21 protein-coding genes are annotated in these 14,129 nt (G+C 70.9%); 11 read left to right on the top strand and 10 right to left on the bottom strand.

Annotated elements, in window-relative coordinates:
* Positions 1–230: 230 nt before the first annotated feature.
* Complete coding sequence (locus C1707_RS25950) at positions 231–392, top strand: hypothetical protein (protein WP_164467262.1); 162 nt, start codon at positions 231–233, stop codon at positions 390–392.
* 5 nt (positions 393–397) lie between these two features.
* Here C1707_RS25950 and C1707_RS02665 read toward each other — a convergent pair whose 3' ends face one another.
* The 8 genes from C1707_RS02665 to C1707_RS02630 form a co-directional block, all read right to left on the bottom strand.
* Positions 398–1,084, bottom strand: coding sequence for a dienelactone hydrolase family protein (locus tag C1707_RS02665; RefSeq protein WP_101711646.1), 687 nt, complete (start codon positions 1,082–1,084; stop codon positions 398–400).
* On the bottom strand, positions 1,081–1,764 hold the full coding sequence (locus tag C1707_RS02660; RefSeq protein ID WP_101711647.1) for a dienelactone hydrolase family protein: 684 nt from the start codon (positions 1,762–1,764) through the stop codon (positions 1,081–1,083). The genes C1707_RS02665 and C1707_RS02660 overlap by 4 nt, the downstream gene beginning before the upstream one ends.
* A 112-nt stretch (positions 1,765–1,876) precedes the next feature.
* On the bottom strand, positions 1,877–2,368 hold the full coding sequence (locus C1707_RS02655) for a hypothetical protein (protein WP_101711648.1): 492 nt from the start codon (positions 2,366–2,368) through the stop codon (positions 1,877–1,879).
* Entirely contained in the window at positions 2,365–2,871 is a 507-nt protein-coding gene (locus tag C1707_RS02650; RefSeq protein WP_240633851.1) for a L,D-transpeptidase family protein, read from the bottom strand. Before C1707_RS02650 ends, C1707_RS02655 begins: the two co-directional genes overlap by 4 nt.
* A gap of 2 nt (positions 2,872–2,873) precedes the next feature.
* Positions 2,874–3,659, bottom strand: a complete 786-nt coding sequence (locus tag C1707_RS02645) for a hypothetical protein (protein ID WP_101711649.1) — start codon at positions 3,657–3,659, stop codon at positions 2,874–2,876.
* A gap of 68 nt (positions 3,660–3,727) precedes the next feature.
* Positions 3,728–4,828, bottom strand: a complete 1,101-nt coding sequence (gene ychF, locus C1707_RS02640) for a redox-regulated ATPase YchF (RefSeq protein WP_101711650.1) — start codon at positions 4,826–4,828, stop codon at positions 3,728–3,730.
* An 84-nt stretch (positions 4,829–4,912) separates the two neighbouring features.
* Positions 4,913–5,593, bottom strand: a complete 681-nt coding sequence (locus C1707_RS02635) for a DUF4304 domain-containing protein (RefSeq protein ID WP_101711651.1) — start codon at positions 5,591–5,593, stop codon at positions 4,913–4,915.
* Between the two features lie 2 nt (positions 5,594–5,595).
* On the bottom strand, positions 5,596–6,066 hold the full coding sequence (locus tag C1707_RS02630; protein ID WP_101711652.1) for an NUDIX domain-containing protein: 471 nt from the start codon (positions 6,064–6,066) through the stop codon (positions 5,596–5,598).
* Between the two features lie 199 nt (positions 6,067–6,265).
* Between C1707_RS02630 and C1707_RS02625 the strand changes: the two genes are divergently transcribed.
* Entirely contained in the window at positions 6,266–6,580 is a 315-nt protein-coding gene (locus tag C1707_RS02625; RefSeq protein ID WP_101711653.1) for a hypothetical protein, read from the top strand.
* 7 nt (positions 6,581–6,587) lie between these two features.
* Here the strand turns inward: C1707_RS02625 and C1707_RS02620 are convergent, their stop codons facing one another.
* The gene (locus C1707_RS02620; RefSeq protein ID WP_101711654.1) at positions 6,588–7,154 is read right to left on the bottom strand and encodes a hypothetical protein; all 567 of its coding nucleotides are present in this window, start codon (positions 7,152–7,154) and stop codon (positions 6,588–6,590) included.
* Complete coding sequence (locus tag C1707_RS02615; RefSeq protein ID WP_164467261.1) at positions 7,144–7,551, bottom strand: GreA/GreB family elongation factor; 408 nt, start codon at positions 7,549–7,551, stop codon at positions 7,144–7,146. Before C1707_RS02615 ends, C1707_RS02620 begins: the two co-directional genes overlap by 11 nt.
* Positions 7,552–7,947: 396 nt before the next feature.
* Between C1707_RS02615 and C1707_RS02610 the strand changes: the two genes are divergently transcribed.
* The 9 genes from C1707_RS02610 to C1707_RS02570 all read left to right on the top strand — a co-directional run bounded on the left by C1707_RS02610 (position 7,948) and on the right by C1707_RS02570 (position 14,058).
* A complete protein-coding gene (locus C1707_RS02610) occupies positions 7,948–9,069 on the top strand; it encodes an alpha/beta fold hydrolase (RefSeq protein ID WP_101711656.1) in 1,122 nt (373 codons plus the stop codon).
* Positions 9,070–9,078: 9 nt separating this feature from the next.
* Entirely contained in the window at positions 9,079–9,855 is a 777-nt protein-coding gene (locus tag C1707_RS02605; RefSeq protein WP_101711657.1) for an SDR family oxidoreductase, read from the top strand.
* Between the two features lie 12 nt (positions 9,856–9,867).
* Entirely contained in the window at positions 9,868–10,287 is a 420-nt protein-coding gene (folB, locus tag C1707_RS02600; RefSeq protein ID WP_101711658.1) for a dihydroneopterin aldolase, read from the top strand.
* Complete coding sequence (locus tag C1707_RS02595; protein WP_101711659.1) at positions 10,284–10,838, top strand: hypothetical protein; 555 nt, start codon at positions 10,284–10,286, stop codon at positions 10,836–10,838. Before folB ends, C1707_RS02595 begins: the two co-directional genes overlap by 4 nt.
* 10 nt (positions 10,839–10,848) lie before the next feature.
* A complete protein-coding gene (locus C1707_RS02590) occupies positions 10,849–11,322 on the top strand; it encodes an acetyltransferase (protein ID WP_240633850.1) in 474 nt (157 codons plus the stop codon).
* Positions 11,323–11,428: 106 nt separating this feature from the next.
* Entirely contained in the window at positions 11,429–11,797 is a 369-nt protein-coding gene (locus C1707_RS02585) for a DUF4870 family protein (RefSeq protein ID WP_101711661.1), read from the top strand.
* A gap of 6 nt (positions 11,798–11,803) precedes the next feature.
* Positions 11,804–12,205 (top strand): DUF4870 family protein, encoded by a 402-nt coding sequence (locus C1707_RS02580; protein WP_101711662.1) that lies wholly within the window; start codon positions 11,804–11,806, stop codon positions 12,203–12,205.
* A 463-nt stretch (positions 12,206–12,668) separates the two neighbouring features.
* Complete coding sequence (locus C1707_RS02575; RefSeq protein ID WP_240633849.1) at positions 12,669–13,328, top strand: hypothetical protein; 660 nt, start codon at positions 12,669–12,671, stop codon at positions 13,326–13,328.
* A 73-nt stretch (positions 13,329–13,401) separates the two neighbouring features.
* On the top strand, positions 13,402–14,058 hold the full coding sequence (locus C1707_RS02570; protein WP_101711664.1) for an SAM-dependent methyltransferase: 657 nt from the start codon (positions 13,402–13,404) through the stop codon (positions 14,056–14,058).
* Positions 14,059–14,129: the final 71 nt, after the last annotated feature.

Raw genomic sequence — 14,129 nt, 5'->3', positions numbered from 1 at the left:
CACGCGCCATGAGTCCGCGGTTAAAGCGGCCGGGCGCGCGGGTGGTTTCGTCGCGGGTGTCGGCCCAGCGAAAGAGACGAAGCGTAACAGCGCAGGGCGCGGCGCGTTAGGCGCCTGGCGGTGCACGGGGTGTTGAGCGCCGCTCAGCAATCCGGATCGGCTTTCGCGCGTTGTGCGGAGCGGATCACCGGGACGGGGCGTTGTCGGGACCAACCCCTTTCGGAGTGACCATGGACCTCGACACCAAGCCCGACGCCCATCCCGACCAGCAGCCCAAGCCGGTCAGGCGCAAGCACGTCAAGGTGCTGGCCCTGGCCGCCCTCGTCATCGCCTTGCTGGCGGTGGCGATGTTCGTCGGCTTCAACACCTTCTATGCGGTGGAGGCGACCTAGGGATCCTAGGCCTCGCCCCTGCTCCCGCCCGAGCGCTGGAAGAGCTGCAGCGTGCGCAGCATCGACAGGCGGGCGCTGTCGGGATGGTGGCCGCTGGGGGCGACGAAGGCGTGGCCGGCGTCGTACTGATAGATCGGCAGGTCGGGATGGGCCGTCTCGATCGCCGCCACGTCGGCCGGCGGGATCATCTCGTCGGTCTTGCCGAAGTGCAGGATGGTCGGGACCTTGGGCGTCTCGTCGCGATAGCGCACGATGTCGCCGCCGTAGAAGGCCGACACCGCCGTCACGCCGTGGGCCCGGGTCGAGGCCAGCCAGGCGGTGGTGCCGCCAAAGCAGAAGCCGATCACGAACACCGGCCCTTCCAGCGCGTCGATGGCGGCCTGCACGCGCGGCACGCTTGCCGCGCCCCAGCCGGCCTGTTCGCCCAGGGCCATGCGAGCGTCCAGGATCGCCGGCTCGGTGTTGAGCTCGGGCCAGGGGGCGTCGGCGCTGTCCAGCAGGTTGGGGGCGATCACCTCATAGCCGTGCTCGGCCAGGCTTTCGCTGAACTCGCGGATGTGCGGGGTGATGCCCCAGATGGCGTGCAGCACCACCAGGCCGCCGCGCCGGGCCTCGCCGGGTTGGACGTGGAACGCCGACAGCGGGCCGCCATCGCGGTCGCAGAGGGCGATGCGGGTCCCGGTCGTGGTCATGCGCCGGCGCCGTTCGCTTCGAACAGCTCCACCGTGCGCTGGCGGGCCAGTTCGGCGTCGGCCAGATCGCTGTCGGGGCGGCCGTCGTTGTTGAAGCCGTGGCCGCTGGCTTCGTAGACATAGACGCCCAGCTCGGGATGGGCCGTCCAGATGGCGGCCTTGGCCTGCTCGGCCGGGATGTGGGCGTCCTTGGCTCCCAGGTGGACGATGACCGGGCAATTCAGCGGCAGGGCGGCGTTGGCGGCGATCTGGCTGCCGTAATAGGCCGAGCCGGCCGCCAGGCCTTCCAGTTTCGAGGCCGCCAGCCACACCAGCGAGCCGCCCATGCAGTAGCCGACGGCGAACACCGGACCCTTGTCCTTCAGGGCGTCGATGCAGGCCTGGATGTCCGACAGCATGGCCGGCATGCCCACCTTGCCGACGGCGGCGACGCCGTTCTGGAAGCCTTCGGGGTCGTGCTCGGCGACGTAGCCGGGCGTGACGCGGTCGAACAGCGACGGCGCGATCGCCTCGTAGCCGCGCGCGGCCCAGCGCTGGAGGTCGGCCTGCACGTACTGGTCGAGGCCGAAGATCTCCTGGATCACCACCACGCCGCCCTTGCGCGGGCCTTCGGGCCGCACGTGGCCGGCGGTGAACGAAAAGCCGTCGATGGCGGAGGTCAGGGTGATGGTGTCGGACATGGGCGGCTCCCGGCTCGAATGGCGGGGGCATCCAAGAACCGCGCCGACCTTGCGGTCAAGGCGCGTGTGCCGATTGTTCTTCCAGCGGATCGCGGGCCGAACGGGAAGCCTGTCAGGCGCGGCCGGAGGCGAAAAGGTGCGGCGCGTGGCGACGGATGGCGCTTCGAACGGCCTGGCGCGAGTGGTCCAGGCCGCTGACCGGGATGTCGACCACGAAGGGGCCCCGTCGATCGGAAGCCTGCTGCTCGACGATCGGCGGCGGATCGAGGGTCAGCAGCAGCACGTGGCCGTCCTCGCCGCGGTCTTCGAACCTGGCCGAAAGGATCCGGCTCCAGGCAAGGTGATAGAGCGGCTCCTTGCGGGCGTCGCGCCAACTCAATCCGTCGGCTGCGACGACCAGGCGAGGGGCGCGGTCGCGGATCAGCAGGGGCGTGCCGATCATGCACCACGCGGCGATCGCTCCCAGCACGATCCAGGGCGGCTGGTCGCCTTGCGCGGCGCGCCAGCCCATCCATGCGGCGCCGACCAGCAGCAGGGCCGCCGACGCGAATACGGCCTTGCGCCATGAGCGACGCACGAGAAGGGGCGCGGCGGCGTCGGTCATGGCGTGATCCTCACACGGGCGCCGTCGCGCACCAGCTTCCACACCTCTTCTATCTCGGGATCGGTGACGGCTATGCAGCCGTCGGTCCAGTCGCGGCCCTGGTACAGCGCGGCCAGGGCGCCGCGACCGTTGGGCAGGCCGTGGATCATGATGTCGCCGCCGGGATCGATCCCCTTGGCGCGAGCGGCGGCGACCTGGGCCGGGGTCGGGTAGCCGATGCGCAGGGAGAGGTGGAAGCGACTATTGGGATTGCGGCCGGTGATGCGGTAGTCACCCTCGGGCGTGCGCCGGTCGCCCCGGCGGGCCTTGGCCGCCAGCCCGCCGCCGCCCAGCGAGATCACGTAGGTCCGCACCCGCCGGTCGCCCGTATAGAGCGTCATGCGGCGGGCGGCCTTCTCGATGAGGATCCTGTCGACCGTGCCCTCGATGGCCGGCGGCGTGGCGGCCGAGGCGCCGAAGCTGGCCAGCGCCAGCAGCATCGACAGGAGAAGCGGAAGGCGCACGCTCAGAACTCCGGGTCGGCGGTCGGCGAGGGCGTGATGACGATCTCGATGTCGGCCGCGTTCGGGTCGGCCGCGACGGGCGTCAGCCGCAGGCGGCCGCCCAGCGCCAGCAGCGTGGCGCCGCCGTCGGCGTTCCGCTCCAGGACGCGGCGCCGCGTGGCCGGCGGTCCGTCGCCGCTTTCGACGTTCAGGTCGACCGCCGCGCCCTCGGGCGTCCAGCCGGCGAAGACGACGGTGAAGCGCAGAGGCGGCAGGCCCTCGATCGGCGCCGGCTCGACCAGCACCGGCCCCGCGAGCGGCGCCTTGGGGGTGAAGCTGCGGATGACCGGATAGTGGGGCGGCGACGCCTCGACCCAGCGCGTCACGCCGTTGACGAAAGGCAGGCAGGCCACGGCGGTCTTGGATCGCGCCGGATCGGCGGCGCACCAGATCGTCTGGTTGCCGTTCTGGCGCACTTCGCCCATCTGGCCCCGGCTGCGCTGGAGCCGGGTGGTGGCCACGCTGTAGAAGGACTGGCGGACGCCGATGACGCGCGTGCCGGCCCGCATCGCCACGCGGCCGTCGCGCAGAACGTCCTGGCTGAGGACGCCGGTGAAGGCGTGTCGTACCGGCTGGGCGATCAGCACGTCGCCGACGACGGCGCGGCCGGCGGGACGGACGGTGGGCGGGCCTTCCGCCTTCAGGGCGTGGACCGCTTCGCCGCCCGCGGGACGGGCCACCGGCGTCAGGGCGTCCTGCGGCGACGCCAGGGCAAGCGCCAGGGCGCTCCCGATGATCCACGACGTCACGTTCCGGCCGAGCTCCCCACCCTCGGCGGGCAAGCTCGGCCAGGCGGCGATCTATTTCAAGTCCGCGATCAGACGTTGAAGCGGAAGTTCATCACGTCGCCGTCCTTGACGACGTATTCCTTGCCTTCCGAGCGCATCTTGCCGGCTTCCTTGGCCCCGCCTTCGCCGTTCAGCTTGACGTAGTCCTCGTAGGCGATGGTTTCGGCGCGGATGAAGCCCTTCTCGAAGTCGGTGTGGATGACGCCGGCCGCCTGCGGAGCGGTGTCGCCGACATGGATCGTCCAGGCGCGGGCTTCCTTGGGGCCGACCGTGAAGTAGGTCTGCAGGCCCAGCAGCTTGTAGGCCTCGCGGATCAGGCGGTTGAGGCCCGGCTCCTCCAGGCCCAGGGTCTCCAGGAACTCGGCGCGTTCGGCTTCGTCCAGCAGGGCGATCTCGCTCTCGATCTGGGCCGAGATCACCACGCTCTTGGCGTTGTCGGCCTTGGCGCGCTCGGCCACCAGGTCGGAGAACTTGTTGCCCTTGTCGGCGCTGCCCTCGTCGACGTTGCAGACATAGAGGGCCGGCAGCGAGGTCAAGAGCTGCAGCATGCCCCAGGCCTTGGCGTCTTCCTTCGGCACGTCGGCGGCGCGGGCCGGACGGCCGGCGCGCAGCTGTTCCAGCGCCAGGTTGATCAGCCGCAGGGTGGCGATCATGTCCTTGTCGCCGCCGCTCTTGGCGCGCTTCTCGACGTTGGGCAGGCGCTTTTCCAGGCTTTCCAGGTCGGCCAGCATCAGCTCCATCTCGATGATCTCGAGATCGGCCAGCGGGTCGATGCGGCCTTCGACGTGGGTGATGTCGCCGTCCTCGAAGCAGCGGGCCACGAAGGCCACGGCGTCGCAGTCGCGGATGTTGGCCAGGAACTGGTTGCCCAGGCCTTCGCCCTTGGACGCGCCGCGCACCAGGCCGGCGATGTCGACGAAGTTGATGCGGGCCGGGATGATTTCCTTGGAGCCGGCGATGGCGGCCAGGGCGTTCAGGCGCGCTTCCGGCACGGCCACGTCGCCGGTGTTCGGCTCGATGGTGCAGAACGGATAGTTGGCGGCCTGGGCCGACGCCGTCTGGGTCAGGGCGTTGAACAGGGTGGACTTGCCGACGTTGGGCAGGCCGACGATGGCGACTTTCAGGGCCATGGAACTCTCGTGAATTTCGTTGGGCGGGCGCTTAGCACGGATCGCGCCGGAAGTCGCGGGGCGCGGGCGCGGCCCTCGCGACGGCTAGCAGGCGTCCGCGACAGCCCTCAGTTCACGACGCAGCAGAACGCCGCCGCCGCTGTGTTCGATTTCCTCCAGCGCCCAAAGGGCGAAGTCCCTGGCGGCCTCGGGCTTGCCTTCGGCCTGGCGCATCAGCGCGAAGGCGTGCGCCACGACGACGTCGGTGGCGCGGAAGCCCCGCAGGTCCAGCCCGCCGTTCGCGAATTCCTCTACGGTGCCGACGCGCAGGGGGGAAGCGTCCGCGCTCAGCGCAGCGAAGGCTGGTCCGCCGACGGCGGCATAGACGCTTGCCGCATCCTGCACGGCGACGTCCATTCCAGTCCTGGTCCCGTCGTGCGGCCACCACTGATCCGCGCCCGAGCGGCTGAGCCGACGGCGGAACACGCAGTCGGTCTCGGTGATCTTGCGCGGATCGATATCGCGGTCCGTTGGGATGGCCAGAGGCTGAACACCCAGATTGACGGCGAACCGTCCGCCGTCGCTGGATCCCTGCACCGAGACCACGTGGATCAGCCCCGCGACCCGGCGCCGGAAGGTTCGTCCCGAGCCGGTGAAGCCGTCCTCGCGCAGCAGCGGCGCGAGGTGCTCGCGGATCGAGGTCTCCAGTTTGTGGGGAGGCTCGGGCGCGGCCGGCGGGGCGGGCGCTGGCCGCAGCCGGCCGATCAGTCGCGTCAGCCAGTCCATGCTCACCACATCGGATCGATCGCCGCGCCCTTCAGGGCCTCGGCGATGCGCTGGCGGGTGGCGTCGGTGACGTCGCTCGGCAGGCCGTCGGGGTGGAACCAGCCGATCTCGTGGATCTCGCCCTGTTCCGCCGCCTCGCACGGCTCCCAGGCGTGGACGCGGTAGAACAGCACGTGGTCGCCCGGATGGCGCGGCTCGTTGCTGTGCACCGACAGCAGGGTGGGGCGGCCGATGACGCGCACGCCGGCTTCTTCCTGCATCTCGCGCACCAGCGAGGTCTCGGCGATCTCGCCGCGCTCGACGCCGCCGCCGGGCAGGTACCAGCCGGGAACATAGGTGTGCTGGATCATCAGCACGCGGCCTTCGTCGTCGGTGACGAGGCCGCGCACGCCGAGCGTCAGCCCCCGGGTCATGCGGAACCAGGCGTAGACGAAGGGGCGGGTGTAGGGTTCGACTTTGCGGCGCCAGAGCATGGAGCGCAGGCTAGGCTGTTTCGGCGGCGAGGGGCAGGCCTTGCCCCACCGAACATTGGCCGCTAAAGCCGGGGAAGAGGAAACAACAACCAAGCCGGAGCGGCGCTAACATGCTCGCGATCCTGATCATCGCCATCTTCCTGGGCGTCGTCGTCGGCCTGAACGCCTTCGAGTTCGGCCGCATCGACTGAGGCGCCGGATGTCGGGGCAGGTTCGCCAGGACCGCCGCCCGTCATTGTATGCGCTGTCGGGCAAGGACACGCTGATCATAGCGTGCCTCTGCCTGCCGGCGCTCGCCTTCGGCGCGGAAGGCGGAAATCTCCCTCCCGCGCTGCTGGCGTACCTGCTCCTGGCGTGGCTCTTCTATGCCGGATGGCTGTTGTTCCGCCGGCCGAAACTGAAGCCGGTGAGAGGCCTGGCCATCGCTCCGATGGCGTTCATCGTCGGAACGAGGGTCGGGTTCTTCGCCGTGCTCTTCTGTCTCGTGCGATCTTTGGCGAAGATCCTGGTCTAGGCGCCTTCTAGTCGCCCACCCGCGCCATCAGCCGCCGACCGCCGGCGCGCATCAGAAAGCGGGTCTCGGCGTTGGCCGGGATGCGGGGATCGTCCCACAAAGCCAGCTGCAGCCAGGCCTCGACGCGCAGGCGCCGGGTGAGGCCACGCGCCGTCTCGAAGGCGTCGCCCAGCGCGCGCACGGCCCGGGCCTCGACGGCCTCGGCTACGGCCTCGCCGTCGGCCAGCATCGGATCGGCGCCGGCCAGCACCCAGGCGCGGACGTCCTCGCGGGCCTCCAGCGACGGGGTCATGTCCTCCGTGAAGAACAACGGCCAGTGGGTCAGCGGGCGGCGGCCCTCGGACAGGTCGCCGGCCGCCAGCTCCAGGGCCCGGCTGAGCAGCTGGTCGCGGGCCACGGGCGAGTGGGCCAGGTCCTCGGCGTGCAGCGACAGCCGCGTGGCGGCCTCCCGGGGCGAGGCGCCGGCCCAGGCCTGTTCCACGTGATCGGCCGCCGCCAGCAGGGCGCTCGCCGCGGCGGCGCCCAGGCCATGGCCGGGGCTGGGGCAGGGGCCCAGCACGTCGTCAGCCGTCATTGCGCACCGCCAGCACCTTGATCGAGCGGACCCGGCCGCCGGCTTCGGCCCACGAAAAGCGCTGACCGGGCTTGAGCCCCAGCAGGGCCGCGCCGATCGGGGCGGTCACGGAAACGCGGTGGTCGTCGATGCTGGCTGCGTGCGGCAGGGCCAGGCGGATGGTGCGCATCCGGTCGCGGTCGAGGTCGTGGTAGTCGACCTCCGAGCCCAGCCGCACGCGATTGGCGGCCAGGGCGCCTTCGACCACGGCGGCGCGCTCCAGCTCCACCGCCAGAAGGGCCTGGCCCGGGGCGGCGCTGGGGTGGGCGACCAGGGCGGCGAGGGCGTCGTAGTCCTCGGCGCAGACGGCGATCGGCGGGCGCGGATCGCGCTTGGAAGAGGGCGGGGAAGCGGGCATGGAGCGCTCCTGGCTTTCGGCCATGCGGCATGGCGCGGCGTCGCGGCCATGGCCGCGCGCCGTAGTAATGGGGCTAAGGGCGCAAGTTTTCTGGACCTCGACCGGTTATGTGTCGAAGTCTTGCGCAACGCTGTTGTCGATGTGGTTTTCGTCCCGAGCCCGGCGCGGACGCGTCGATAGGGGCTCGGGACTAGGCTCCTGCGATGAGGTGGCCCGCCCTATGCTGCTCGCGATTGAAGAATTCGATGCGATACATGGTGACGGCATCATAGGTCAGGCAGCGCTGCTGTCAAATCAGGCAACCGCCGGCGAGCGCCGTTCGCACGACGCGGGTCGCCGGCGCGGCGAGGGGCGGCTAAACGAGGCGCTGGTCCCTCGCGTCCGGAGAGTCGCTCCATGATCCGCCGCCTGCCGCTTCTCGCGCTCGCCGCCGTCCTGCTGGCTGGTCCGGCCCTGGCCCAGGACCCGAACGCGTCGCCGCCGACCGAGACCCACTACGCCACCGCCCGGGCGATGATCGCCGACCGCCAGAAGATCGTGACGCCGAGCGGGATCCAGGTGCTGGAGCCGGTGAACCTGAACGGCCTGCCGCAGTGGGTCTCCATCCGCGGGGCCGACGGGGCCAACCCGGTGATCATCTATGTCCACGGCGGGCCGGGCGCGACCGAGATGAGCCGCTCCTGGCCCTACCAGCAGGGCTGGGAGGACTGGTTCACCGTCGTGCAGTGGGACCAGCCGGGCGCCGGCAAGACCCTGCGCTCGGGCGGCGAGGCGGCCAATCGGGCCCACCTGTCGCGGGCCCAGATGACCAGGGACCTGCTGGCGCTGATCGACGACGTCCGCGGCCGCCTGGGCGCGCGCAAGGTGATCCTGCTGGGCCACTCGTGGGGCAACGTCATCGCGCTGGACGCGGCCATGGCCCGGCCCGACCTGGTGGCCGCCTATGTCGGGGTGGGTCCGCTGTTCGCCCTGCGCGCCAACGAAGCCGCCCAGTACGAGGCGCTGCTGAAGATCGCCGCCGAACGCAGGGACGAGACGGCGCTGACCGAGCTCAAGGCCATCGCACCCTATCCCGGCGACGGCGAGATCCCGTTCGCCAAGGTCAACGTCGTGCGCAAGTGGGTGATGGCCTACGGAGGCCTGGCCGCGGGGCGCGACAATGCGGACTTCTATTTCCGCGCCGCGCGCCTGTCGCCGCTCTACGACTACGCCGACCGCCTGGCCATCGACCAGGGCGGCCAGCTGTCGGTGCCGGCCCTGCTGCCCGACATGACGGCGGCGGACCACACCCGGATCGCCGCGACGAAGTTCCCCGTCTTCATGTTCCTGGGCCGCCACGACATCACCACGCCCTCGTCGGTGATCGAGCCTTGGCTGGCGCGGCTGAAGGCCCCGAGGAAGGAGCTGGTCTGGTTCGAGAACTCCGCCCACCTGGCCCCGCACGAGGAGCCCGGCAAGTTCCTGGTCGCGCTGGTCGACAAGGTGCGGCCGCTAGCGGTGGAGAAGCCGGCGAAGTAGGAAGGCTTCATGTCCAGCTCCCCCACCTCCCCATCCCCGCGCGGCGGCGCGCTCGTCACCGGCGCGGGGCGCAGGATCGGGCGGGTGCTGGCGCTGGAGGCGGCGCGGGCGGGGTACGACGTGGCGGTTCACTATCGCACCGCCCGGGACGAGGCCGAGGACGTGGTCGCCGAGATCGCGGCGCTGGGCCGTCGCGCCGTCGCCGTGCCGGGCGAACTGGCCGACCCGGACGTCGGCGCGGTTCTGGTCGGGGCGGCGTCCCAAGCCGTCGGGCCGCTGACCCTGCTGGTCAACTCGGCCTCGACCTTCGAGGACGACCGCGTCGCCACCCTGAGCGCCGACAGCTGGGACCGGCACATGGACGCCAACCTGCGCGCGCCGGTGCTGCTGGCCCAGGCCTTCGCCGCCGCCCTGCCGGCCGGCTTCAAGGGACTGGTGGTCAACCTGGTCGACCAGCGGGTGCTGAAGCCCAATCCGCAGTTCTTCAGCTACAGCGTCTCTAAGGCGGGCCTGTGGTGGGCGACGCGCACGCTCGCCCAGGACCTGGCGCCTGCCATCCGCGTCAACGCCATCGGGCCCGGCCCGGTGCTGGCCTCGGTGCACCAGGCGCCCGGCGAGTTCGAGGCCGAGGCCGCCGCCACGCCGCTGGGCGCGGCCGTCGAGCCGTCCGAACTGGCCGCCGCCATGCGCTATCTCATTGACGCGCCGTCGGTCACGGGCCAGATGATCGCGGTCGACGGCGGCCAGCACCTGGCCTGGCGCACGCCCGACGTCCTCGGTTCCTGAAGGCCCCCGCCCTTGTCCGCCTCCCCCCTTTCCGAAACGCCGTTCCCGGCGCCCGCCCTCGCCCCCAAGGTCGCCAAGATCATCGTCACCAAGGTCTTCGTGCGCGGCCTCAAGGTCGACGCCCAGATCGGGGTCTATGATCACGAGCACGGCCGCGTGCAGCCGCTGGTCATCGACGTCGAGCTCGACGTGGCCGCCAGCCACTGCGAGCAACTGGGCGACACGGTGAACTACGAGACCATCCGCACCGCCGCCCAGGACATCGCAGCGGCCGGCCATATCGACCTGGTCGAGACCTTCGCCGAGCGCCTGGCGCAGGCCTGTTTCGACGACCATCGCGTCACCCGCGCCCGGGTGCGGGTCGAAAAGCCCCTGGCCCTGGCCCCGCACGCCGCCGCCGCCGGCGTCGAGATCACCGCCGTCCGGGGGTGAGCACGCTGTCCCACAGCGCCCGCCTGGCCCCGTTCCAGCCCGAGACGGCCTGGACATTGGAGGGCGGGACGCTGGTGGAGCGCCGCGGCGGACGCGAGCGCCGCTTTGAGCTCGCCCATCTGCGCCGCTTCCGCCTGGCCATGCCGCGCGGCGGCGGTCGCCAGCGCGCCCTGATGCTGAGCTTCGGTCGCCAGCGGGTGGCCATCGCCTCGCAGAGCTGGCGCGGTCCTGGCCTCTACGACGACCGGCTGGAGAGCTTTTCCCTCCTGGCCAGGACGATCGCCGCGGTCGGCGCCGACCTTTCGCCCCACGCCCGCTTCGACACCGCCGGCTTCAAGCTGCGCGACGCCGTCACCCTGGTCACCAGCCTGCTGGCGGTGGGCGCGGCGACCCTGCTGCTGCTGGCGATCTCGTCGTCCATGCGCGGCATGGCTGTCGACCTTGCCGCCCGCATGGCCTTCCTGCTGCTGCTGATCTTTTCGGCCCTGCCGTGGCTGCCGCGCGGCGAGGCGCTGGACCCGCACGATCTGCCGGCGCGCTGGCTGCCCTGACAACGCGCTCTTGCCCCGGCTCGGCGGCGGCTCTACCTCCGACGCCATGATCAGCTATCGACAATCCTTCCCCGACGACGGCGACCGCGTGGTCGAGATCTGGCGCCGCGCCGTCGACGCCACCCACGACTTTCTCTCGCCCGAGGACCGCGCCGCCATCGAGGAGGAGGTGAAGGGCTTCCTGTCGACCGCCCCCATGTGGCTGGCGGTCGACGAGGCCGACGTCGCCGTCGCCTTCATGCTGCTGGAGGGCGCCCACATGCAGGCGCTGTTCGTCGATCCCGACCATCGCGGAACGGGGGTGGGGCGCAACCTCGTCACCCTGGCCCTGGCCACGCAGCCGACCCTGACCACCGACGTCAACGAGCAGAACGCCCAGGCCGTGGGCTTCTACGAGCGGATGGGCTTCGTAGTCACCGGCCGTTCGCCGACCGACGGCCAGGGGCGCGGCTATCCCCTGGTGCATCTGCGCAAGGGCGCCTGAGACCTGGTCGCGGGAGCTGCGGGCGTCCTTTCGGAAGCTTCATTTGCATCGCCGCGCTTTTTTGGCGAGCATCGGCGAAACATCGCTTTTTCGATCCAGGAAGCCCGTGACCGACGCCCAGCCCGACCCCGCCGTCCCGCCTACGCTGCAGGACGACAAGACCATGCCGATCATCGTCTACGCCTGCTACATCGCCGGCTGGGTGACGGGGATCTCGCCCGTCATCGGCGTGATCCTGGCCTATGTCTCGAAGGCTACGGCGCCGGAATGGCTGCAGAGCCACTACGTCTTCCAGATTCGCACCTTCTGGCTGTCGCTGCTGGGCGGCCTGCTGGGCGTGCTGACCCTGATCATCGGCATCGGCGCCCTTATCCTGGTCGCCGTGGGCATCTGGGTGACCGTTCGCGCGATCGTCGGCCTGCAGTGGCTGCTGAAGGGCGAGGCCTATCCGACGCCCCGCAACTGGATGCTCTGAGGCCAGATGACCGACCTCGCTCCCGTCGCCGAGCGCCACTCCGAGGACAAGATCGTCCCGGCGGTGGTCTACGGCCTTTATCTGCTGGGCTTCAGCAACGGCCTGACCTTCTTCATCGGGCTGATTGTCGCCTATGTGCAGCGCGGCCAGGCCGGGCCGATCAACGAAAGCCATTACACCTTCGCGATCCGCACCTTCTGGCTGTCGATCGCCTGGTTCCTGCTCGGCGGCGCGCTGGTGCTGTTCGGTATCCCGCTTTCGCTGGTGCTGGTCGGCGTGCCGATGATCATCGCGGGCGTGGCGATCATCTCGGCGATCAGCCTCTGGTTCGTCGTCCGCTGCATCGCCGGAATCGCCTTCCTCGTGCGCGGAGAGGCCTATCCGCGACCGCGCACGTGGTTGATTTAGAGGCAGGAACGACTGTCGGCGCCCGCGCGGGCGACTTCCAGGTTATCAGCGTTCCCCTGGCAGGCGAGTATGCTCGACGCCGGTCGCCCGGTCCTATGACTTTCCGCCCCTGGCGGACGTAAGTCGTGGAGGGGGCGACATGCTGGCTCGCATCGTAGGGATCATCTTGGGGCTGATCCTGACGACGTCGGGATACGTGATCTCAGGCCTGGGCACGCTGGGGACGTGGGCCTTCGGCTGGGATCTCGGCCCGTTCGAGCCGCATCGGACGACCGCCGGTTGGGCGGCGATGACGTTGGGGGGAATCCTTCTCGTCGCCGCCCTGATTCCCGGGATGGGGACGTCGCGTCGGGGGACGCGTCGCAGGAAAGGGAGCGCTCGCGGGGGCGAGCGTTCCCTGACCAAGCCTTTCGACATGGGCGGGCCCGAGCCGGCGACGCCGATTTCGGCTATGGTCGCGTCGATGACGACCGCTCCCGCCGCCTCCCAGACCGTTTCGCCGACGCCCGCGCCTGCTCCGATCGGGGCGACCGAGTTCGAGATCCTGCGCGCCGAGATGCTGGCCCTGTGCGGTTCGGAGGCCTGGAACCCGGCCGCCCGCGTGCTGGCCAGGCTGGTCCGCGCCGCCGAGAGCGACCGCGAACGGACGATCGCCTATCGCGACCTGGGCGACTTCGCCGCCGCCCAGGGCCGCCACGACGACGCCGGCGAGGCTTATGACGAGGCCGTCTCCTACGCCCGCATGGTCAAGAAGGCCCAGCCGAATGATCCGTCGGCGGACGAGCTGCTGGCCGGGGCCCTGGCCGGGGTCGGCGACACCGCCGAGGCCGAGGGGCGGCTGAACGAAGCCCTGGCCGCCTTCGAGGAGGCCCTGGCCCTGCGCCGCTCGCCCGGCGGCCGCGAAGCCGCCGATCCCGGCGCCCAGCGGGCGCTGTCGGTGGCCCTGGAGCGCCTGGCCGACCTGCGCGAGGATCGCGGCCACCGCATGCGGGCGCTGGACCTTTATCGCGAGAGCTACGACGTCACCGCGCGCCTGGCCGCCGCCGACCCGGCCCGCTTCGGCCTCGACCTCGTCGCCACCCGCGCGCGCCTGGAGGAGATCGAGGCCCGGGTGGCGGGGTAGGGCGCTTGTAGTCAAGCTTCCTGACCGCCATCATCCGCCGCTTTCGGGGAGCATCCCCGCTCTGGGGGAAGTCATGGTCTATCTGCGCTGGCGGCGCTTCATCGAGATGGCGTCGCTGGATCGCCCGTGGCTGGGCGACCTGATGGAGAAGCGCAAGGGCGAGGCCTTCCGCGCCGCTCCGGTCGAGCGCTGGGACCAGGAATATCGCGACGGCGTCTACGACCGCCTGCACCGCTCGGACCAGCGCCACCATCACCGCCTGCTGGCCGCCATGATCGCCGACCGCTGGCCCAGCCCCCGCGTGCTCGAGATCGGGGCCGGCGAGGGGGTGTTCTTCGAGGCCCTGCGCAATCACCGGCCCGCCCGCTATGTCGGCGTGGACTTCTCCGAGCCGGCGGTGATCACCGGCCAGAAGCGCCTGCCGGCCGAGATCGCCTCGGGCCAGGTCGAGCTGCTGCTGGGCGACGGCCGCGCCTTCCGCACGGACGAGACCTTCGACGTGGTGGTGTTCTCCGAATGCATCGAGCACCTGGGCGAGCTCGAGCCGCTGATCGAGCACTACCGGCCCATGCTGGCGCCGGGCGGCGCGGTGGGCCTGACCATGTGGCTGTCGCTGAAGCCGCTGCGCCTGTGGCGGCGCCTGAAGGCCATGGGCGAGGTTCACGACGAGGCGGTGGTCAACACGCCGTGGGGCGGCGGATGGCTGGTGGCGACGGTGGGGCCCCGCTGAGGCGGGGCCCCCTCCGGCCCTCCGGGCCACCTCCCCCAAAGGGGGAGGATCTGGTCGGCGCAGGGTTCTTC

It is taken from the genome of Caulobacter flavus, from assembly GCF_003722335.1.
Lineage (GTDB): Bacteria > Pseudomonadota > Alphaproteobacteria > Caulobacterales > Caulobacteraceae > Caulobacter > Caulobacter flavus.
The sequence above is the reverse complement of the archived record's forward strand: the minus strand, read 5'-3'. Positions and strand labels throughout refer to the sequence as shown.